General features: G+C 69.6%; 18 protein-coding genes and 1 pseudogene. 11 read left to right on the forward strand and 8 right to left on the reverse strand.

The annotated features are described in order from the left end of the window. Positions 1 to 18: 18 nt before the first annotated feature. Positions 19 to 1,680 carry a PHP domain-containing protein gene (locus F3T56_RS06640; protein ID WP_149823736.1) on the forward strand — a complete coding sequence of 554 codons (1,662 nt, stop codon included), beginning with the start codon at positions 19 to 21 and terminating at the stop codon, positions 1,678 to 1,680. A gap of 141 nt (positions 1,681 to 1,821) precedes the next feature. Here the strand turns inward: F3T56_RS06640 and F3T56_RS06645 are convergent, their stop codons facing one another. Beyond that, on the reverse strand, positions 1,822 to 3,177 hold the full coding sequence (locus F3T56_RS06645; RefSeq protein WP_149823737.1) for an NsdA family TPR-like regulatory protein: 1,356 nt from the start codon (positions 3,175 to 3,177) through the stop codon (positions 1,822 to 1,824). A 390-nt stretch (positions 3,178 to 3,567) separates the two neighbouring features. On the opposite strand from F3T56_RS06645, the gene F3T56_RS49245 reads away from it, so the two are divergent. The 4 genes from F3T56_RS49245 (at position 3,568) to F3T56_RS06660 (ending at position 5,995) form a co-directional block, all read left to right on the forward strand. Next, a complete protein-coding gene (locus tag F3T56_RS49245) occupies positions 3,568 to 3,690 on the forward strand; it encodes a hypothetical protein (RefSeq protein WP_281291810.1) in 123 nt (40 codons plus the stop codon). Then, positions 3,687 to 3,926 (forward strand): DUF7848 domain-containing protein, encoded by a 240-nt coding sequence (locus F3T56_RS06650; protein ID WP_149823738.1) that lies wholly within the window; start codon positions 3,687 to 3,689, stop codon positions 3,924 to 3,926. The genes F3T56_RS49245 and F3T56_RS06650 overlap by 4 nt, the downstream gene beginning before the upstream one ends. Positions 3,927 to 4,305: 379 nt before the next feature. Then, positions 4,306 to 5,181 carry a radical SAM/SPASM domain-containing protein gene (locus F3T56_RS06655; protein WP_149823739.1) on the forward strand — a complete coding sequence of 292 codons (876 nt, stop codon included), beginning with the start codon at positions 4,306 to 4,308 and terminating at the stop codon, positions 5,179 to 5,181. A gap of 7 nt (positions 5,182 to 5,188) precedes the next feature. Beyond that, positions 5,189 to 5,995, forward strand: a complete 807-nt coding sequence (locus tag F3T56_RS06660; RefSeq protein WP_246203448.1) for a protein kinase — start codon at positions 5,189 to 5,191, stop codon at positions 5,993 to 5,995. A gap of 69 nt (positions 5,996 to 6,064) precedes the next feature. Here the strand turns inward: F3T56_RS06660 and F3T56_RS06665 are convergent, their stop codons facing one another. From F3T56_RS06665 to F3T56_RS06680, 4 genes are all read right to left on the reverse strand, one after another. Then, on the reverse strand, positions 6,065 to 6,520 hold the full coding sequence (locus F3T56_RS06665) for a MaoC family dehydratase (RefSeq protein WP_009301942.1): 456 nt from the start codon (positions 6,518 to 6,520) through the stop codon (positions 6,065 to 6,067). A gap of 26 nt (positions 6,521 to 6,546) precedes the next feature. Further along, positions 6,547 to 8,052, reverse strand: coding sequence for an o-succinylbenzoate--CoA ligase (gene menE / locus F3T56_RS06670; protein WP_149823740.1), 1,506 nt, complete (start codon positions 8,050 to 8,052; stop codon positions 6,547 to 6,549). A 63-nt stretch (positions 8,053 to 8,115) separates the two neighbouring features. After that, the gene (locus F3T56_RS06675) at positions 8,116 to 8,991 is read right to left on the reverse strand and encodes an amidohydrolase family protein (RefSeq protein ID WP_149823773.1); all 876 of its coding nucleotides are present in this window, start codon (positions 8,989 to 8,991) and stop codon (positions 8,116 to 8,118) included. Positions 8,992 to 9,002: 11 nt separating this feature from the next. After that, positions 9,003 to 9,920 carry an SDR family NAD(P)-dependent oxidoreductase gene (locus F3T56_RS06680; RefSeq protein ID WP_149823741.1) on the reverse strand — a complete coding sequence of 306 codons (918 nt, stop codon included), beginning with the start codon at positions 9,918 to 9,920 and terminating at the stop codon, positions 9,003 to 9,005. Between the two features lie 240 nt (positions 9,921 to 10,160). On the opposite strand from F3T56_RS06680, the gene F3T56_RS06685 reads away from it, so the two are divergent. Next, positions 10,161 to 10,586: a MarR family winged helix-turn-helix transcriptional regulator gene (locus F3T56_RS06685; RefSeq protein WP_149823774.1), complete on the forward strand. Its 426-nt coding sequence runs from the start codon at positions 10,161 to 10,163 to the stop codon at positions 10,584 to 10,586. Between the two features lie 4 nt (positions 10,587 to 10,590). Then, complete coding sequence (locus tag F3T56_RS06690; RefSeq protein WP_149823742.1) at positions 10,591 to 11,409, forward strand: IclR family transcriptional regulator; 819 nt, start codon at positions 10,591 to 10,593, stop codon at positions 11,407 to 11,409. A gap of 297 nt (positions 11,410 to 11,706) precedes the next feature. Here the strand turns inward: F3T56_RS06690 and F3T56_RS06695 are convergent, their stop codons facing one another. Next, complete coding sequence (locus F3T56_RS06695; RefSeq protein WP_149823743.1) at positions 11,707 to 13,503, reverse strand: sulfatase-like hydrolase/transferase; 1,797 nt, start codon at positions 13,501 to 13,503, stop codon at positions 11,707 to 11,709. A gap of 296 nt (positions 13,504 to 13,799) precedes the next feature. Further along, complete coding sequence (locus tag F3T56_RS06700) at positions 13,800 to 14,900, reverse strand: serine hydrolase domain-containing protein (RefSeq protein ID WP_149823744.1); 1,101 nt, start codon at positions 14,898 to 14,900, stop codon at positions 13,800 to 13,802. Between the two features lie 247 nt (positions 14,901 to 15,147). Here F3T56_RS06700 and F3T56_RS06705 point away from each other — a divergent pair, with 247 nt between their 5' ends. From F3T56_RS06705 to opcA, 4 genes are all read left to right on the forward strand, one after another. Beyond that, positions 15,148 to 16,545: a glycoside hydrolase family 16 protein gene (locus F3T56_RS06705; RefSeq protein ID WP_149823745.1), complete on the forward strand. Its 1,398-nt coding sequence runs from the start codon at positions 15,148 to 15,150 to the stop codon at positions 16,543 to 16,545. 186 nt (positions 16,546 to 16,731) lie between these two features. After that, positions 16,732 to 17,889, forward strand: a complete 1,158-nt coding sequence (gene tal / locus F3T56_RS06710) for a transaldolase (RefSeq protein WP_149823746.1) — start codon at positions 16,732 to 16,734, stop codon at positions 17,887 to 17,889. A gap of 7 nt (positions 17,890 to 17,896) precedes the next feature. Further along, on the forward strand, positions 17,897 to 18,055 hold the full coding sequence (locus F3T56_RS46035) for a hypothetical protein (RefSeq protein ID WP_172638815.1): 159 nt from the start codon (positions 17,897 to 17,899) through the stop codon (positions 18,053 to 18,055). Then, the gene (gene opcA / locus F3T56_RS06715; protein WP_149823747.1) at positions 18,052 to 18,972 is read left to right on the forward strand and encodes a glucose-6-phosphate dehydrogenase assembly protein OpcA; all 921 of its coding nucleotides are present in this window, start codon (positions 18,052 to 18,054) and stop codon (positions 18,970 to 18,972) included. Before F3T56_RS46035 ends, opcA begins: the two co-directional genes overlap by 4 nt. A 30-nt stretch (positions 18,973 to 19,002) precedes the next feature. Here opcA and F3T56_RS06720 read toward each other — a convergent pair. Further along, a pseudogene (locus F3T56_RS06720) lies at positions 19,003 to 20,100 on the reverse strand (RNA-guided endonuclease InsQ/TnpB family protein); the annotation flags it as partial. Positions 20,101 to 20,165 lie beyond the last annotated feature (65 nt).

The following is a 20,165-nucleotide window of genomic DNA, read 5'->3' on the forward strand; positions in this document are numbered from 1 at the left end:
CGGAAGGCCTGTACGACCATGTCCGAGCAGCAACTGCCCGTCTGGGCCGACCCGTCCGTCTCCCCCGACTCGCTGGACCCGCAGGGCGTCTCCCGCCGCGGGCTCCTGCGCGGCGCGGGCCTGTTCGGGGCCGCCTTCGCGATGGGCTCACTGGCCACGCCCGCGACGGCCGACTCCGGCCACCACGGCGGCGAGGACCCGCGCCTCGCGTACCTCGTCGGCGACCACCACATCCACACCGTCTACAGCCACGACGCCAAGTACACGTTCTCCCAACTGGCCGCCGCGGGCGCGAAGTACGGCCTCGACTGGCTGGTGTTCACCGAGCACTCCAACATCGGGCACGCCAGGTACGGTGCCTCGCTGGAACACGCCGAGATCCTCAAGGCCCGCGCCGAGAACCCGCGTCAGCTGATCTTCCAGGGTCTGGAGTGGTACATCCCGGCCGCCGAGCACTGCACGGTCTTCACGGCCCCCGGCCCGAACGAGATCGACCTCCTCACCCGGTTCGAGAACGCCTACGACGGCAAGCTGCTCGGCTACACCGACGGTTCCGTCGGCGGCGCGGCCACCGCCCGCAACGAGGAACACGCGGTCAAGGCCATCCAGTGGCTGGCCGAGCAGCGCCGCACGGGTTACGTCGACGACGTCCTCGTACTGGCCAACCACCCCATGCGCCTGGGCATCGACTCCCCGCACGAGATGCGCAACTGGCGGGACGCGGCCCCCAAGATCATGATCGGCATGGAGGGCGCACCGGGCGCCCAGGGCGCGGCCATCCCCGGCTGGCGCGGCACGACCTCGATCCGCGGCGAGTACGAGAACAAGCCGTCCGCCCAGTCCTGGCCCGGCTACCCGGCGGAGGCGTACCTCACGTACGGCGGTTTCGACTGGGCGACGGCCACGGTCGGCGGCCTCTGGGACTCGATGCTGGCCGAGGGCAAACTGTTCTCGATCACCACCAACTCCGACGCCCACCGCATCGTCTTCGACACCTGGAAGAACGGCGACTGGGCCGCCGGGCAGAACTTCGACAACACCGGCCGGCTCCCCGACCCGGTGAACACCACCACCCCGCAGCCCGGCAGCGACTTCTGGCCCGGCCAGTTCAGCCGCACCCACGTGGGCGTCACGCGTTTCGGCTACCGCGCCGTGATGGCGGGCCTGCGCGCCGGCCGCGTCTGGCTCGACCACGGCCACCTGCTGGACGGCCTGGACGTCCGGGTGAAGCGCGCCCACGACCACGGCCGGGGCGTCACCCTGGGCGGCCGCCTGCGAGTTCGCAAGGGCGAGAAACTCACCCTGAACATCACGGTGACCTCCGCCTCCCGCCCCAACCCCCAGGGAATCCTCCCGGAGTTGGCCCACGTGGACGTCATCAGAGGCACGGTACGGGGCCCGGCGGCCGACCGGGACGCCTGGAAGGCCCCCGACACGAAGGTCGTCCACACGAAGGACGTGACCGGCCGCAAGGGCACGTACACCCTGTGCATCCCGATCACGGCAGGGGACGAGTCCTTCTACCTCCGCCTGCGCGGCAGCGACGGCAAGCGCAACGGGGCTGGCTATCTGGGCGCGTCCGTCGACCCGCATGGCCCGATCCCGCACGCTCCGGGCAACGGGGACCCGTGGGAGGACACCTGGTTCTACTCGAACCCGGTGTTCGTGGATGTGAGTTGAGCAATAACAAACCTTAAGTGGCGCGGGGCGGAGTCGATATGCGGCTCCGCCGCGCGGTCGCGACCAGCCACGACGGTCTTGCAGTCCCCCGCGCCGTTCTGGTATCAGGGGGTCATCGTTCCGGGGTTTGCGCAGGCGCCCTTAAACCGCGGACTTCTGTCGCGCGAGTTCGCGCGCTCGTTCGCTGAGTTCCCGCGCGTAGAGGTTGGACATGTGCGGGCGGAGGCGCCGCCGCATGATCTCGAAGTGTTCGTCGGCACGCGACGACGACAAGGTCTCGTAGTCGTCGAGGAACTTCCCCCAGGTGGCGCACGCTGCTTCGAGGTGTCCCATTTCCAACTGACGCTGTGCCAGGAGGCCGTTCGCGTGAGCGCTTCCCTGTTTCTCCACCGAGGGGCGGACCCGGTTCGAGTCCTGCATGGCTTTGACCGATCCGGGTACGTCGCCGAAGGCGTAGAGGACGCTGGACACATGGAAGTGATAGGCGGCCTGATCGTAACCGCCCACTGCGTCACGTCGGTTGTCGGCCTTCGACAGCGCGGCCTCGGTCTCGCGAAGCCGTTGGAAGGCTTGCCGCCGGTCGCCGACCAGAGCGGCGCCATGCGCTTGCTGTCCTGTCAGGAAGGCTTGAAGCCGAGGCCCCGCCTTCGGGGCCGCCTCGGCGGCCGAGTCTGCGAGTTCGAGGCTCTTCCGCGTGTGCTTCAGGTTGGCGGCCTGGAGCGACATGCCGCGAAGGGTCCGGCAGTACGTCACATGGTCGTCAGCCGCTCCGGCAAGTTCGAGGGCCTGACCGTAGTAGCGCTGGCCGAGTCCGTGAGCTTTCTCGTACATGGCCATCCATCCCGTCAAGTAAACGAGATCAGAAGCGGCGGCCAGCATGTCCTTCTTCACGGCCTCGGACGCGTCGGCCCGAAGGTACGGCGCAACGGTGTTGACCAGGAAGGCGGCGGCCATGGGCCGCGCGTGCCCCCCGCCGAGTTCGTCAAGGATGTCAGCGATCCGTTCCGTCATGGTGCGCACGGTGCGGACTTCGCCGGCCCCGATTCGCGTAGTGCGGCCTGACGCGTGCGCCTCGGCCCGCCCCTGAAGCTCCGCGAACGCCGGGATTGGCAGTGCCGCGGAGTAGAGGGTCGTTGCGAGGAACTTGCGCCGCGATGGGTCCATGTCTTCCCTTCCGGTCGTGACAAGCCCTTCCACGATGTCAGCGGGCCGCGACGCTGCGAAGACCGCGGTTTCGGCCGCCGAGAGCGGCCAACCCGCTTCTTCGTAGGTGACGGGCCGCCCGAGTCGTCGTGAGAGGGCTTCAAGAACAAGTGGACGCACGTCCTTTCGTGGCTTTGTTCCGCCAAGCCACTTGTTGACATTGCTCTTGTCGCAGTTCACGGCTACGTCAGCTTCCGCCCCGGTCCGGTTGACTGCGGCGGCCAGCTCGACTTGCGTCCACCGGGCTTCGGCGAGAAGCCCGCTCAGACCTTCGTTCGGCTGACGCTCGGTCACGGTCTCGGCTCCCCGTAAGTCGGCGAACTTCCACGCTTTCCACTTCGCGCGCTCTTTCAAAGGTACCGCTCGGCCTTCATTCGCGGTTGCGTGTGTGTCAGACGTCAGCGAGGGGTGAAGCGTGACAGCCAAGGTGCAGGAACGGGGGCCGACTTACACGGGGCCCGTGTCCGTGGTGGTCGAGATGGACCAGTGGCGCAAGTGGGCCGATCATGCCCCCGCATGGTGGCCGAGACGGTTCAGGGAGCCGACGCGTGAGGACATCGAGGGTGTCTTCTCGGGTCTTCGGAGTCGGCTCATCTCATGAACCCGCAAGAGGCGGTAACGCCCCTGAGGGCGCCGGTTGTTCTGGTAGTCGGCCTCGAACCCGTGGCGGTCGAGGGGTGCACCGTGTGTACCGCCCAGGTCGAGGCGCGTGAGGCCGCCCGGAGGGTCGCGAACACGACGAAGGTCAAGACCTGCAACGAAGAGCTTGTGAACCATCCGCACAGCGAGACCAAGGGGGCGGCGTGACGCGCACGACCTACCGATTCCGTGAGCAGACGCTGAACCCCCACACCGGGGAGGACGCCGAGCGCACCTTGTTCGCCATGGAGTGCAAGGGGTGCGGAGAGAGCAGCGACGGCACCGAGTGGGGCGAGGACGGCAGCGCTTGGGCCGTCGAGCACCTCAAGGCGAACCCCGGTCACCTGACCTACCGGGAGCACATCACCCGCTCGTACCGATTCGAGGCGGGGGCATGGCTGTGACTGCGCGAGAGAGCCAATGACTTGTCCGATTCCGCAGGGCGGCGAATGAAGCGGCTGCGGGCAATGCGGCCCGGAACTTCTCCTCCCTGTGCAAAGAGCCGTGTTTCGGTGAGGGCGAGCCGGGTGGCGGCCTGGACGGGCACGAACAGCCCAAGCCACACCCTCAAGACTGAGGCGCCGAGACCGCGCCCTGGCCCCTTGTAGCTCGGTCAGGACGAGCACTGAGATACGCGCGGTTTGTTCGCAGGATTCGATTCCCGCGCGCAGCGACCCCGGTTCGAGCCCGGGTAAGGGGACTACCCACCTTGCCCATCCTCTGTCGGCGGAGGGTGGCAAGGCGGTCCGTCAGATGCACGCCACCCACGAAGGAGAGTGCAGCATGACCACAGTCGCGGAAGCTTCGACTGTAGAGGCGGCCACCGGCGCACCCCGGTTTCTGTGGCTAGACCTGACCCGCAAGTGCCAGCTCAGCTGTGGGCACTGCTACAACGCGTCGGGGCCGGACGGCGATCACGGCGCCATGACCGGTGACGACTGGAAGGGCGTTCTCGACCAGGCCGTCAGTGTCGGTGTGCCCGGCGTCCAGTTCACGGGCGGTGAAGTGACCATGCGCCCGGATGCGCCCGAGCTGGTCAACTGCGTGCTGAGTCTCGGGCTGAAGGTCGAGGTCTACAGCAACTTGGTGCACGTCACGGAAGAGTGGTGGGGCCTGTTGCAGCGCGACGGGGTCACGCTCGCGACGTCGTACTACTCCGACCAGTCGGCGGAGCACGACGCGATGACCGGGCGGCCGAGTCACGCCCGTACGCGGGCGAATATCGGCAAGGCAGTGCAGCTCGGCATTCCGCTGCGCGTGGGATTGATCGCCGGCGACGACGCGCGGCGCGCGGACGAGGCGGAGCGGGAGCTTCACGCCCTCGGCGTGACCAGCATCCGCAGGTACCACGTACGCCCCTTCGGCCGTGGCTCGACGGGTTCGGCCCCGGACATGGGTGGATTGTGTGGCCGATGCGGCGACGGCCGGGCGGCCATCGGGCCGAATGGCGATGTGTCGCCGTGCGTGTTCTCGACGGCGTGGTCAGTCGGCAACGTCCAAGCCGCTTCCCTGGCCGATATCCTCGGCGGCGCCGCGATGGCGTCCGCTCAAGCGTCCATCCGAGACGCGGTTGCCTCTGGCACCAAACCTTGTACTCCGGACACTGACGACGAATGCACGCCCGGCACGCCGGGAAGTGAGTGCACCCCCAGGAACTGAAGGACAAATGAGCAAGGACTTCACCGCATCCGAGGTTCAGGCCCTGATCCGCCCCCACACCGGGGCGGTGACCGGCTTCGAGCGAACGGCGCGCGGCTTCATGTCGGATCTCACGGCCATCGTCGACTGCGAGAGGGGGCCATTCTTCGTCAAGGCGGTTCGCAACAGCCCCGGCGGTCGCCGCGACTCCATCACGCGCGAGAAGCAAGTCAATGCGTTCGTGTGGCCCATCTCCCCGGCCCTGCGGTGGCATGTCGAAGATGGGTCTTGGGTCGTGTTGGGTTTCGAGGCGGTCGAAGGGCGGCCGGCCAACTTCGGACCGGACTCCGCGGATCTGCGATCGATCGTTGAACTCGTCGAGTGCATCGGACGGCTGAAGCTCCCCCCGGTCGCCGAGGGTTGGCCAGAGACCCGCTGGGACCCCTTCGTTCGTAACGACTCGGAGGCCGAGTTTTTCCGGGGCGAGACCCTGCTTCACACGGACATCAACCCGAGCAATTTGCTCGTCGGCGAGTCGGGCATGTGGGCAGTGGACTGGGCCTGGCCAACTCGGGGGGGGCGGCCTTCATCGATCCGGCCATCCTGGATCTTCAACTGGTGGCCGCCGGACACAGTGCCGAGTCTGCGGAGTCGTGGGGGGGCACAGTGTACGGCGTGGGCAGAAGCGGAGCCGAAGGCTCTTGACGAGTTCGCCGCCGCTCAGCTCCGCATGTACCGCACGGCCGTGGGGCGCAAGCCGGATTCGCCGTGGCTTCACGCCATGGTTGCGGCGGGTCAGTCGTGGGTCGAGCATCGCGGCGTAACGGTGGACTGACGGTGCCCATGCCTGGCGTACCAGCAGAAGGGGCGCGGGAATCCGCGCCCCTTTCCGTACCTGCAACGCTCAGGCGTAGAACCGGGACAGGCTCTGCAGCACAGCCGCCGGCTTGGCCCCGCCCTCGATCTCGATGGTGCCGTCGACCGTGATCTGGACGCCGCCGGGCACGTCCTCGACGGAGGCCAGCTTGCCGACCAGGCGGATCTTGGATCCGACCTTCACCGGGGAGGGGAAACGCACCTTGTTGAGGCCGTAGTTGACCTTCGTCGAGACCCCTTCGACGTCCAGCAGCTCGGTGAAGAGCGGGATGAACAGCGACAGGGTCAGGTAGCCGTGGGCGATCGGCGCGCCGAAGGGGCCCTCCGCCGCCTTCTCGGGGTCGACGTGGATCCACTGGTGGTCGCCGGTGGCGTCGGCGAACGTGTTGATCCGCTCCTGGGTGACCTCGATCCACTCACTGGCGCCGAGGTCGCTCCCGGCGAGCTTCTTGAGCTCGTCGATGCCGTTCACGGTGATGCTCATATCGCGTTCCTTACCTAAGAGTTGACCTAAGAGTCGGTGCCGTAGCGCTTGCGCACCCGGGCCTTCAGCAACTTGCCGGAGGCGGTACGCGGAAGCTCGTCCGCGATCACCACCGACTTCGGGATCTTGTACTTGGCGAGCCGCCCGGCGAGGGACGCCAGCACCTCGTCCGCGTCCAGGGCGGCGCCCTCCCGCGGCACGACGACCGCCCGCGGCACCTCGCCCCACTTGTCGTCCGGTACGCCGATGACCGCGCACTCGACGACGTCGGGGTGGGCGAGGAGCTGGTCCTCGACCTCGGCGGGGTAGATGTTCTCGCCCCCGGAGATGATCATGTCCTTGATGCGGTCGACGATGTAGACGTACCCGTCCTCGTCGACCCGGGCGGCGTCCCCACTGCGGAACCACCCGTCGGCGAAGACCGCGGCCGTCTCCTCCGGCAGCCCCCAGTAACCGGGCATGACATGCGGCCCACGGACCACGACCTCGCCGGGCTCGTCCACCTCGACCGGTGTCATGTCCGGCCGTACGACCCGCACATCGCTGAAGAAGTGCGGTACGCCCGCCGACCCGGCCTTGCTCACGGCGTGCTCGGCGTCGAGGAACAGCGTGCCGGGGGCGGCCTCCGTCATGCCGTAGCCCTGGAGGAAGGTGAGCCCGCGTTCCTGGAACTTGGCGATGAGCGGGGTCGGCACCGGCGAGCCGCCGCACGACAGCATCCGCAGCGAGGACAGATCGGCGCCGGCCCAGCGCGGATGGCGGGCCACCTGGTCGAACATGGTCGGCACCCCGAACATGAAGGTGATCCGGTGCCGTTCGATGAGGTCGAACGTGGCCTCGGGGACGAAGGCCTCGACCAGGACGCACGTGCCGCCCTTGAGCAGCACGGGCAGGGTGAGCATGTTCAGCCCGGCCGTGTGGAACAACGGCGCGGAGACCAGGGCGCGTTCGTCGGTGATGACGTCCTGGTCGACGAGCACGTTGACGGCGTTCCAGATGATGTTGCCGTGGGTGAGCATCGCGCCCTTGGGGCGGCCGGTCGTCCCCGAGGTGTACATGATGATGCAGGTGTCGTCGGCGGTGACCGGCTGGTCGATCGGCTCGCTCTCCGCCCCGGCGAGCAGCGCCTCGTACTCGGTGCCCACCTCGACGTACGTACGGACGTCGGTGTCGCCCGGCAGCCCCGCGACGAGTCCGGTGAACCCGGACGCGTACACCAGTGCCTTGGCTCCGGAGTCCGTCAGCTGGTAGGCGATCTCGGGGCCTGCGAGGCGGGTGTTGAGCGGGACGAAGACCGCGCCGAGGGTCCCGGCGGCGAACAGCGTCTCCAGGTACGAGGGGTGGTTGGGGCCCAGATAGGCGATCCGGTCCCCTCGGCGTACGCCGGAGGCGCGCAGCGCGTGGGCGAGGCGCGTGGTGCGCTCGTACAGCTCCCCATAGGTGATGCTCGTGTCCCCGTGGATCAGGGCGGTACGCCCCGGGGTCTTGCGGGCCCGGCGGGCGGGCCACGACCCCAGTCCCTCATTGCGCATGTCTGTGCCCCTGTCCGTCATTGCACATGGGGTGTGTCCCTCACCGTGTCGTCATGGGGTTCGTCATGGTTTCGTCAGGCCGAGCAGCCGGGCGGCGTTCTCCTTCAGGATCTTCGGCTTGACCTCGTCCTTGATCGACAGCTTCTCGAAGTCCGCGAGCCAGCGGTCGGGGGTGAGGACGGGGTAGTCGGAGCCGAAGAGCACCTTGTCCTTCAACAGGGTGTTCGCGTACTGCACCAGCTGCGGCGGGAAGTACTTCGGCGACCAGCCGGACAGGTCGATGTGCACGCCCGGCTTGTGCGTGGCCACCGCCAGCGCCTCGTCCTGCCAGGGGAAGGACGGGTGCGCCAGGATGATCTTCAGATGGGGGAAGTCGGCGGCGACGTCGTCGACGTGCAGGGGGTTCGAGTACTTCAGCCGGATGCCGCCCCCACCGGGCACACCGGCGCCGATGCCCGTCTGTCCGGTGTGGAAGAGGGCGATCGTGCCGGTCTCCTCGATGACCTCGTACAGGTCGTACGCCACCGAGCGGTCGTTGGGGAAGAAGCCCTGGATGCTGGGGTGGAACTTGAAGCCCTTCACCCCGTACTCCTCGACCAGGCGGCGGGCCCGCTTGACGCCGGCCTTGCCGCGGAAGGGGTCGATGGAGGCGAAGGGGATGAGTACGTCCGCGTTGGCGGCGGCCGCCTCGGCGACCTCCTCGTTGGGGACGGGCTCGGTGCCGGTCGCGGACTCGGCGTCGACCGTGAAGATCACGGCGGCCATCTTCCGCTCGCGGTAGTAGGCGGCCGTCTCCTCGATGGTCGGCTTCCGCTTGCCCTCGACCTTGAAGTAGGCGGAGGAGGCGTCGTGCAGGTCGTCGTCCAGGGAGGAGTTGCCCTTGGAGGACACCTCCGCGTGGGTGTGGACGTCGATGGCGACCAGTTCGTCCACGTTCATGGACAGGCTCATCACGCCTCCGGGATCTTCGGGGCGGGGACGCCCACGGTCTGCGGCTCGGCGCCCAGCGAGGTCGGCCAGACGTCGGCGAGGGCCTCGGGGGTCCAGCCGCCGTTCGCGTACGCCGTCCTGATCTCCTGCGGATGCGACCAGAGTGCCACCTTGTCGCCGCCGATGCCGATGGCCTGGCCGGTGACGCCGCGGGCGGCCTCGGAGGCGAGGAACGGGATCAGGGCCGCGCAGTCCTCGGGGGTGCCGAAGCCCTCGCCCTTGCGCAGGAAGTCCGGGAACGGCTTGCCCTCGCGCAGCGCCTCCACGTACGGGGCGAAGACCGGGATGGTCTCGGTCATGGCGGTGGCGGCGACCGGGATGATCGCGTTGACGGTGATGTTCGCGCGGCCCAGCTCCATGGCCCAGGTGCGGGCGAAGGCGGCGATGCCGGCCTTGGCGGCGGCGTAGTTCGTCTGGCCGAAGTTGCCGCGCTGGCCGGCCGGGGAGCCGACGAGGATCAGGGAGCCGCCCTCGCCCTGCTCGCGCATGCGGATGGCGGCGGCGCGGGCGCAGGTGAAGGTGCCCTTGAGGTGGGTGGTGATCACCGCGTCGAAGTCGTCGTCGGACATCTTCCACAGCACCTTGTCGCGCAGGATGCCCGCGTTGGTGACCAGGATGTCGATGCGGCCGAACTCCTCCACCGCACGATTCACCAGCTGGTCGGCCGCCTCGGACGTACCGACCGGCACGACCTCGGCCACGGCCTTGCCGCCCGCCTCGGTGATGGACTTCACGGCCGCTTCGGCCACGGCCTCGTCGATGTCGTTGACGACCACGGAGGCGCCGGCGGCGGCCAGGGCCTGTGCGTAGGCCAGGCCGAGGCCTCGGCCACTGCCGGTGACGACGGCGACCTTGCCGGTGAGATCGATGCTGGGCACGAGTGGGGTCCCTTCAGGTGACGGTGCGGCGTCGAGCGCTTGGCGAGCGCCTGCCGACTGCGGCTACGAAATCGAAGTTAAGAGCAATAGTTGTTGACGTCAATAGTTGTTGTTGTCCGACCCTTGGGGCATGCTGAGTCAGTACGTACCCGCGCCCCCTACGGGGCCTCGACCAGGGAGCCCGCCATCGCCGGCCAGCAGACGCAGAACCCCGCCTCGATCGACGGGCGTGAGCCGTGGATGCGCGGGCTGCACGCGGACACGGGGTATCTGCTGTACCGCCTGGGCCTGCGCTCCGGGCAGCTGTTCAACGCCTCGCTCCAGGAGTCGGGCCTCAGGCTGCGGCACTACGCGCTGCTGCGCTTCCTGGCCACCTCGCCTGGTGCGCTCCAGCGGGAGCTGAGCGCCTCCCTCGGCTATGACCCGAGCGCGATCGTCGGGCTGGTGGACGACCTGGAGAAGCTGGGCTTCGCCGAGCGGCGCCCCTCCCCCGACGACCGCCGCAGCCGGATCATCGTCCTCACCGAGGACGGCCGCTCCTTCCTGCGGAACACCGACGAGGCTGGGCAGCGCGTCACGAACGAACTGCTCGGCCCTCTCGACACCACCGAGCGCGACACGCTCCACGCACTGCTGCAGAAGGTCGCCGAAGCCGGACTGGGGTGACGCCATGCCGATGACCACCGACGCCCTGCCGACCACGGGGGCCGCCCGCTCGGCCCCCGACCGGCTGCTCGCCGTGCTGGCCGCCTTCGACCACGACCACCCGGCGCTCTCGCTGACCGACATCAGCCGCCGCGCCGGGCTGACGCTCACCACGGCCCATCGGCTGGTGGGCGCGCTCACCGAGTGGGGCGCCCTGGAGCGGGACGCGTCCGGTGTCTACCACGTGGGCCTCAGGCTCTGGGAGATCGCCGCGCTCGCCCCGCGCGGGCTCGCGCTGCGCCAGATCGCGCTGCCGTACCTGGAGGACCTGTACGAGGCCACGCACGAGAACGTGCAGCTGGCGGTGCGCGACGGCGACGAGGTCGTCTACATCGAGTGGCTCTCCGGGCGCTCGGCGGTCGGCGTCCACATCCGGGTGGGCGCCCGCTGGCCGCTGCACGCCACGGGCGTGGGCCTGGCACTCCTCGCGTACGGCGAACCCTCGTACCAAGAGGAGTACTGCCAGGGCGAGTTGGCCTCCTTCACCCCGTACACCCTCACCGACGGCGCCCAGTTGCGGCGGGCGCTCGCCGAAGTCCGCCGTACAGGCGTGGCGGTGAGCAGCCGTCAGGTCACGGAGGACGCGCTGTCGGTGGCCGCCCCGGTGCGCGGGCCGGGCGGGGCCGTGGTCGCCGCCGTGTCGGTGGTGGTACCCCAGGCCGGCGCGCAGGTACCGGTGCTGGCCCCGGCGGTACGGGTCGCGGCCCGCGGGATCTCACGGGCGCTGGGCTGGCGGCCGGACGAGCCCCGGCGCGGGTCCGCGATTCCGGGCCGGGGCAGCTAGGGGGTGTTGTGAAGGTCCCGTGCGGTGCCCGCGCCCGCCGCGGGTGGGGGTCCCCCCGCTCGAGCGGAGCCGAGAGTGAGGGAGGCTGGTGTCACAGCCGGTGCGTGCCCTCGGCGTGCCGGACGAAGGCCCTCGATGGGGGTGCCCCCGGTCGAACGAAGTTGAGACTGGGGGAGGAGCTACTTGGGCCTTTGGCCGGTGCGGCGGTGGGGCCCCTCCCGCTCGAGCGAAGCCGAGAGTGGGGGAGCGTGCCGGGCGCCGCGGGTGCTGTGCGGGACCTTCACAACACCCCCCAGGCTACTTGACCAGCGCCTGAGCCGCGTACGTCACCGCCGCGCCCGCGTGGGTGGCGGTGCCGCGGGCCGTGAGCCAGCCCTGGCCGGCGTCCGCGGCGGGGGTGACCTCCCAGCGGGCGGTGAAGCGGCCGCCGGAGCGGATGCGGTCCGTGGTCACCGGCCCGAGCGCCCGCACCTGCCAGCTGTTCGGCGCGGTGAGGGCGAGCCGCGCCGCGGTCCAGGGCCGGGTGGAGCCGTTGGCGAAGGTGGCCGTGACGAGGAACTTGCCGTTCTTCCGGGTCGCTTGGAGGCGGACTCCGAACGGCTTGCGCTTGTACGTTTCCACCCACGAGGCGTGCATCAGGGCCACCAGCGCGTCGGCCTGGGCGGGCCGCACGGCCGCCAGGTTGTCACGCTCGCCCGGGTCGCGGGCGAGGTCGTACAACTCGACCTCCCACTGGCTGTCGGGGGCGTTCCGGCTCTGCCCCGGCGCGAACCGCACCGCCTTCAGGTTGCCGTGTCGCACCGCCTCCGCCGCCCGCTTCGCCCGGCCCTGGTCCTCCCGGTCGGCGCGCGGGGTGACGCCGTTGTGGTTGCGGAAGAAGTACAGGTGGTCGTGGCGGGCCGCCGCCCGGGGGCCGGTTCGGCGCAGCAGCGGTGCGACGGAGAGGCCGTCGATGTCGGACGGGGCGGGCGCGCCCGCGAGTTCGGCGAGGGTCGGCAGGAGGTCGATCAGTGGGGTCGGCCGGTCGCTGGTGCCGGCCGGGACGCGCTGCGGGGACCAGGCGATGAGCGGGACGCGGATGCCGCCCTCGTACAGGTTGCGCTTGTAGCCGCGCAGCGGGCCGTTGCCGTTGAAGAGGTCGGGGTCGGTGCCGCCCTCCTCGTGGGGGCCGTTGTCGCTGGTGACGATGACGAGGGTGCGCTGGGCGATGCGGTGCGTCCTGAGCCGGTCGACGATGTTGCCGACCATCGTGTCCAGGCTGCTCACCTGGGCGGCGTGGCCCTTGTTCGGGCGGCTCCAGGGCTTGTTCGCGTACTCGCCGAGCCGCGGAGCCTGACTCGGGGCGTGCGGCGCCGTCGGGGAGAGGAAGAGCAGGAAGGGCTCGTCCTTGTGGGTGTCGACGAAACCGAGGGCGCGCTCCTCGATCAGGTCGGGGGCGTAGACCTCGCGGGCGCCGTCCTCGTTCTCGGGGATGATCTGCTTCTTGCCGTTGTCCCACAGGTACGTCGGGTAGTAGTTGTGGGCGTGCTTGTGCGTCAGATAGCCGTAGAACTCCTCGAAGCCGCGGGAGTTGGGGTGGCTGGGCTGGTTCGGCTGCTCGGGGCCGAAGCCCCACTTGCCGATGAGTCCGGTGCGGTAGCCGAGGGCGCGCAGCGCCTCCGCGAAGGTGAAGTCGTCCTCGGTGAGGCTGCCCTGGCCGCCCGGGCCCCACGGGTTCGTGCGCACGGCGGCGTGGCCGCTGTGCAGGCCGGTGAGCAGGGAGGCGCGGGCGGGGGCGCAGACCGGGGCGGGCGAGTAGGCGTCGGTGAAGCGCAGGCCCTCGGCGGCCAGGGCGTCCAGGCGCGGGGTGCGGATCAGTTTCTGGCCGTAGGAGCCGAGTTCGCCGTAGCCGAGGTCGTCCGCGAGGACGACCACGATGTTGAGCCGCTGCGACGGGGCCTGGGCGGCGGGCACGATCGACACGGGCGGACGGCTGGCCTCCGCCGCGGGGTCGGCGGCGCCCGCCTTGCGTCCCTCGTGCGCGACACAGCCGGCCACCGTCCCGGTCGCGCCGAGGGCGGCGGTCCCGGCGAGAAAGCGACGGCGGCTGGGCATACGGACTCCTTTGATGACGGTCGTCGGGTGGTCGTGATCCGATCATGGACTGGCACTCGGAGCACAACCATGCACAGGGCATGAACACCTTGTTGCGGCAGGTCATGGGGGACCGCGGTGATCAACTGTGCGACCCCCGACCGTAGAGAGGGGGAATTCGGCGTTCTGGTTCCCCCCACAGGAAGTGATCTTGCCAGTGGCCCACGGCAGGGCGCACACCGGGCCCGCCCACCGACAGCACTCCGGCCCCCTGAGCAGTCGTCAGGGGGCCGGAGCGTTCTTGTGTGTCTTGTGTGTCAGGCCGAAAGACCTTCGTAGACGGCCGCCAGGATCATGAAGCCCCGTTCGTCGCCGACGCCGCCCGGGTCGATCATCTGGTTCATCGTGTACGAGACGGACATCCGGGCGTCGAGGTCGACCAGGACGACCGAGCCGCCCCAGCCGCCCCAGAAGCAGGTGCGGGGGTTGGGCAGTTGGCCGGCGTTCAGGCCGTAGCCCATGCCGTAACGCATCGGCACGCCCAGCACGCGGTCCGTGCCGTTGAACTGCTCCTCCAGGACCCGCTCGCACCCCTTCTCCGACAGCAGCCGAACGCCCCGGGCCGCTCCCCCGCAGGCCAGCAGTGACTGCACGGCGGCGACCGAACGGGCGTTGCCGTGACCGTTCGCGGCCGGGATCTCGGCGCGCCGCCAGGCGAGGGTGTTGGCGGTGTCCGCCGGGATGGCCGGGTTGGGCGCCTGGTCGCCCCGGGGCGGGGACGAGGGCGGTGCGAGGATCGGCGCGACCCGGTGATCGTGTTCGGCGGCCAGGCCGATGTGGAAGTCGGCGCCCAGCGGTCCCGCGACCTCCTCGGCGAAGAAGGTTCCCAGGCTGCGACCGGTGACGCGGCGTACGACCTCCCCGACCAGATACCCCTGGGTGACCGCGTGGTACCCGGCCTCGGTGCCCGGCTCCCACGCCGGTGCCTGCGCGGCGAGCCGGGCGGTGACGGTCGGCCAGTCGTAGAGGTCGTCGATCGTCGTCGGCGCGTCCCAGACATGCAGCCCGGACGTGTGCGACAGCAAGTGACTCACCCGTACGCCCTCCTTGCCCGCCGCGGCGAACTCGGGCCAGTACGCGGCCACCGGCGCGGCCAGGTCCAACTCACCGCGATCGGCCAGGATCAGCGCGCACAGCGCCGCCATCGTCTTGGTGGTCGACCAGACGTTGCCGATGGTGTCCCGCTCCCAGGCGACCGTGCGGTCGGCGTCGATGCACCCGCCCCACAGATCCACCTCCGGCTCCCCGTCCACGTAGACGGCGACCGAGGCCCCCACGTCCTTGTCGTCCAACGAGGCCGCCAGCGCTTCCCGCACCGGGGCGAATCGATCCGTACACGTGCCGTGGGTGTCCGCCATGGGGCGAAGCTAGCGGGTTGTGCGGGGGCGAGCCATCGAATAACGGGTCACAGCAGTCGCCCCGGCGCGCATCTTCACATCGTGAACTCGCCGCAGAGGTACGGACTTTCTCTGCTTTAACTCTTGACGACCGCAGGGCCTGAGCGCACATTGTCCGCACGCTCATCTTTGAGAGCGCTCTCAGAACGGGACTCCGCAGGGCGCTCCCCACCCGCACACTTCACTCCTTACACCCGAAGAGGCCGCTATGAGTGAAACTTCTGAACCCTCCGGCATACCCATCAGACGTCGCCGCCCGCTCCGGCGCGTTCTTCTCGCCGTCGTCAGCGCGTTGGCGCTGGCCACGGCCGGGGCGACGGTCGCGCAGGGTGACGCGCCCGCGCCGCCCACCGGCTGGACCCGGGTCTTCGTCGACGACTTCAACGGCACGGCCGGCACCGGCGTCAACACCTCCAACTGGCAGTACGCGACCGGCACTTCGTACCCCGGCGGGCCCGCCAACTGGGGCACCGGCGAGGTCGAGACGATGACGAGCAGCACGAACAACGTCTCGCTCGACGGCAACGGCAATCTGCGCATCACCCCGCTGCGCGACTCGGCCGGCAACTGGACCTCGGGCCGTATCGAGACCAACCGCACCGACTTCCAGCCCCCGGCGGGCGGGAAACTGCGGGTCGAGTCCCGGCTCCAGATGCCGAACGTCACCGGCACGGCAGCCGAGGGCTACTGGCCCGCGTTCTGGATGCTGGGCGCGCCCTACCGGGGCAACTACCAGAACTGGCCGAGCGTCGGCGAGCTGGACATCATGGAGAACGTGCAGGGCCGCAACCAGGTGTGGGCCACGATGCACTGTGGCACCAACCCCGGTGGCCCGTGCAACGAGACGACCGGCCTCGGCAACACCGTCGCGTGCCCCAACACGACCTGCCAGTCGGGCTTCCACACCTACACCATGGAGTGGGACCGCTCGGTGACGCCGGAGACGATCCGGTTCTCCGTGGACGGCACCCAGTTCCACTCGGTGAACGCGAGCCAGGTCGATGCCACCACCTGGAACAACGCCACCAACCACGGTTTCTTCATCATCCTGAACGTGGCGATGGGCGGCGCCTTCCCCGACGCCTTCGGCGGCGGCCTGGACGGCGACACCCGCTCCGGTGTCCCCATGGTCGTGGACTACGTGCAGGTGCTCTCGGCCGCCGGGAGCACCACCACGCCTCCGCCGTCGGGCACCCGTGACGCGTACAGCGCCATCCAGGCCGAGTCGTACAACAGCCAGAGCGGCGTCAGCACCGAGACCACGACCGACAGCGGCGGCGGCCAGAACATCGGCTCCCTCGCAGGCGGCGACTGGGCGCTCTTCCAGAACGTCGCCTTCGGTTCCACGGCGGCCACCCAGTTCGTCGCCCGGATCGCCAGCGGCGCGGGCTCCGGTGTGAGCGGCCTCGTCGAGGTACGCCTGGACAGCCGTACCAACACTCCCATCGGCAGCTTCTCCATCGCCAACACCGGTGGCTGGCAGTCGTGGCGGACGGTGCCCGCGAACATCAGCGGGGTCACCGGCACTCATGACGTCTATCTGACCTTCACGAGCGGTCAGTCGCAGGAGTTCGTGAACGTGAACTGGTTCAACTTCGGCCGCTGAGCGGACCTGTTGGCCATATGGCGGGCTGTTGGCCGTACGGTCGAGCGCCGTACGGTCGAACCCTGAGGGGGCTCCACGCGCGCGTGGAGCCCCCTCAGCAGTTCCCCTGCGGAGTAGTCGCAGGTATCACCACCGTGAGGGAATCACCGTCAGCCGTCCGTGGTTGACGCGACCGTCTGAAGGAAGATGATCACCGTGACCTCCGAAGCAACCGACGCGACCACCGCCGCGGAACCCCTGAAGCGCCTCTCCGACGAGGGCGTCTCCATCTGGCTGGACGACCTCTCCCGCGAGCGCATCGCCTCCGGGAACCTCGCCGACCTCATCACGCACCGGCACGTCGTCGGCGTGACCACCAACCCGTCCATCTTCCGGGCCGCGATCGGCTCCGGAGAGGGCTACGAGGAGCAGCTCGCCGACCTGGCCGTGCGCGGGGTGACGGTCGACGAGGCCGTACGGATGATGACGACCGCGGATGTCCGCGCCGCCGCCGACATCCTGCGCCCGGTGTACGACACGACCGCCGGCCGCGACGGCAGGGTCTCCATCGAGGTGGACCCCCGTCTGGCCCACGACACCCGGGCGACCATCGCCGAGGCCAAACAGCTCGCCTGGCTGGTCGACCGCCCGAACGTGATGATCAAGATCCCGGCGACGAAGGCCGGCCTCCCCGCGATCACCGAGGTCATCGGCCTCGGCATCAGCGTCAACGTCACGCTGATCTTCTCGCTGGAGCGCTACTACGAGGTGATGCACGCCTATATGGCGGGCCTGGTGAAGGCGCAGACGGCGGGCCTCGACCTCGCGGCGATCCACTCCGTCGCCTCCTTCTTCGTCTCCCGCGTCGACACCGAGATCGACAAGCGGCTGACACTCCTGGGTACGGACGAGGCGCTCGCCCTCAAGGGCAGGGCAGCCCTCGCCAACGCCCGGCTGGCATACGAGGGCTACGAGGAGGCCTTCTCGACGCATCGCTGGGACACCCTGGAGACCGCGGGCGCGAACCAGCAGCGGCCCCTGTGGGCCTCGACCGGCGTGAAGGACCCGGAGTACAGCCCCACCCTGTACGTGGACGAGCTGGTCGCGCCGGGAACCGTCAACACCATGCCGGAGGCGACCCTGAACGCGACCGCCGAGCACGGTGTCGTCCGCGGCGACACGGTCACTCGCGGCTATGCGCAGGCCCGCGCCGACCTCCGGGCCGTCGAGGCGCTCGGCATCTCGTACGCCGAGGTCGTGCGGCAGCTGGAGGACGAGGGCGTGGCGAAGTTCGCGACGGCGTGGCAGGAGCTGCTGGACGCGGTGACGAAGTCCCTGAACAGCAAGGGAGTCGACGAGGAATGAGCGAGGAATGAGCACCGAGCGGAGCCCGGAGTGGCTCCGGGACGTCACGATGGACTTCGCGTACGGCGAGTCGTTCACGGAGTCCATCCCGGAGGCGTATGAACGGCTGATCCTGGAAGCCCACGAGATGCTCGCACGAGATGGACGGAGCTGGCGCAGGCCATGAAGATCGACCTGAGCGACACCACGGCAAGCAAGATCAACAAGGCCCTGGTCCAGGGCCGCCGGGCCATCGGCACGCCCGCCGTGGGCATGGTCCTCACGATGGTGATCGTGACGGACGAGGAGAACGCCTACGACTCGATCAAGGCGGCCGAGGAGGCCTCGCACGAGCACCCCTCGCGCACCCTGGTCGTCATCAAGCGGCACGCCCGCACGCCGAAGGACCGCACCAAGTCCCACCTGGACGCCGAGGTGCGGGTCGGCGCGGACGCGGGCACCGGCGAGACGGTCGTGCTGCGGACGTACGGCGAGGTGTCCGACCACGCCGACTCCGTGGTCCTGCCCCTGCTGCTGCCGGACGCGCCGGTCGTCGTCTGGTGGCCGGTGGACGCGCCGGAGGTGCCGGCCAAGGATCCGCTGGGGGCGCTCGCCCAGCGCCGGATCACCGACATGTACGCGGTGGAGACCCCGCTCGACGCCCTTGAGCAGCGGGTCGCCTCGTACACCCCCGGGGACACCGACCTCGCCTGGACGCGGCTGACGCCCTGGCGTTCCATGCTGGCGGCCGCCCTCGACCAGGCCAAGGCGACCATCATCTCGGCCGCCGTGGAGAGCGAGGCCGAGAACCCCAGCGCCGAACTGCTGGCCCGCTGGCTGGAGGCCCGCCTCGGCGTGTCCGTCGAGCGCGCCCTGACCGCCGGACCCGTCGTGACGGGCGTGCGCCTCGGCACCGCGCAGGGCGAGATCGTCATCGACCGCCCCGAGGGCCCGCTCGCCACGCTCACCCTGCCGGGCCAGCCCTCCCGCACCCTCGCCCTGAAGGTGCGCCCCACCTCCGAGCTGATCGCCGAGGAGCTGCGGCGCCTCGACGCCGACGACATGTACGCCGTCGCCCTGCGCGGCGGCACCAAGGAGAATTGAATCCTCCCCTCCAGGGAGGGAATTCCTGGCTCAGGCCGCCTCCTGGAGCAGCGCTCCAGGAGGTCTTCCGCCATCAGCACCAGCCGGGTTGAGACCAGCCCGGACGAGCATCACGCGTGCGGAGTTCTTGTCCCTGGGGGACACGGCTCCGCATGTGGTGCAGGTGTAGGTGCGCTCACCCAGCGGCAGTGCGTGCTTGGCTCTCGCATCGCAGTGCGCGCAGTCCATCGTGGTGTGCGCAGGGTGGACCAGGCGGATGTCCCGCCCGTGTTTGCGGCCCATCTCGATCAAGGCGGCCTTGGTGGCGCCGATGGCGGCGTCGGCGGCCTTGCGGGCCATGGTGGTACGGCTGAGGAACTTCGGACGGAAGTCCTCCACCGCGATGGCGTCGTGGTCGCGGACGACCTTCTTGGCCCACTTGCGGCCGGTGTCCTCACGCTGCCTGGCGACCTTCTTGTATGTCTTCGCCCGCAGTCTCTTCGCCTCGCGGTAGCCCTTCGATCCGGGCCGGCCCTTCTTCGGCTTGCGGCGGGCCATCATCCGGTCGTACCGGGTCAGCTTCGTCCGGGCCTTCTTGCCGTGTTCGGCGTGCGGCAGGTCGTGCGCGTCGGACGTGGTGGTCACGGTCTCCTTCACGCCCCAGTCGACACCGAGTACGCGACCGGCCTCCGGCAGCGGCTGCACCTGGGCGGGCACGACGAACGAGCAGTACCAGTGCCCGAGGCTGTCCTGGTACACGCGCACCGAGGACGGCTCAGCCGGCAACTGACGCGACCACACCACTGTTGCGACGATGCCCCCGGCCAGGTACAGCCGACCGTCCTTCAACCGGAACCCCCGCCGGGTGTAGTTGAGGGTCGGCAGCGCCTCGCGCTTGGTCTTCCACTTCGGCATCCCGGCCCGGCGTGCCATGGGCAGGCGCTCTGCGATGTCCTTCTGCGCCTTGGCGCGGGAGCGGCCGAAGTCGCGGATGACCTGCTGCTGGGGAACCGATGAGCCCTCACGCAGCCACGGCGTACCGGCGCGGGCCTCGGTCAGCATTTTGTCGAGTTGAGCCGGACCGCACGTGGCCTTCTCCCCGGTCGCTTTGTTGCGCAGATGCACGGCCCTGGACTTGGCGACACATTGTCGGGTAGCCGGAGCCCGTCGCCGGGCCCCGGCCCCCTCAGAACCGTGCATGCCGGTTTCCCGGC

Origin of the sequence: Streptomyces tailanensis (assembly GCF_008386495.1) — a bacterium.
In the GTDB taxonomy this organism is placed as follows: Bacteria; Actinomycetota; Actinomycetes; order Streptomycetales; family Streptomycetaceae; genus Streptomyces; species Streptomyces tailanensis.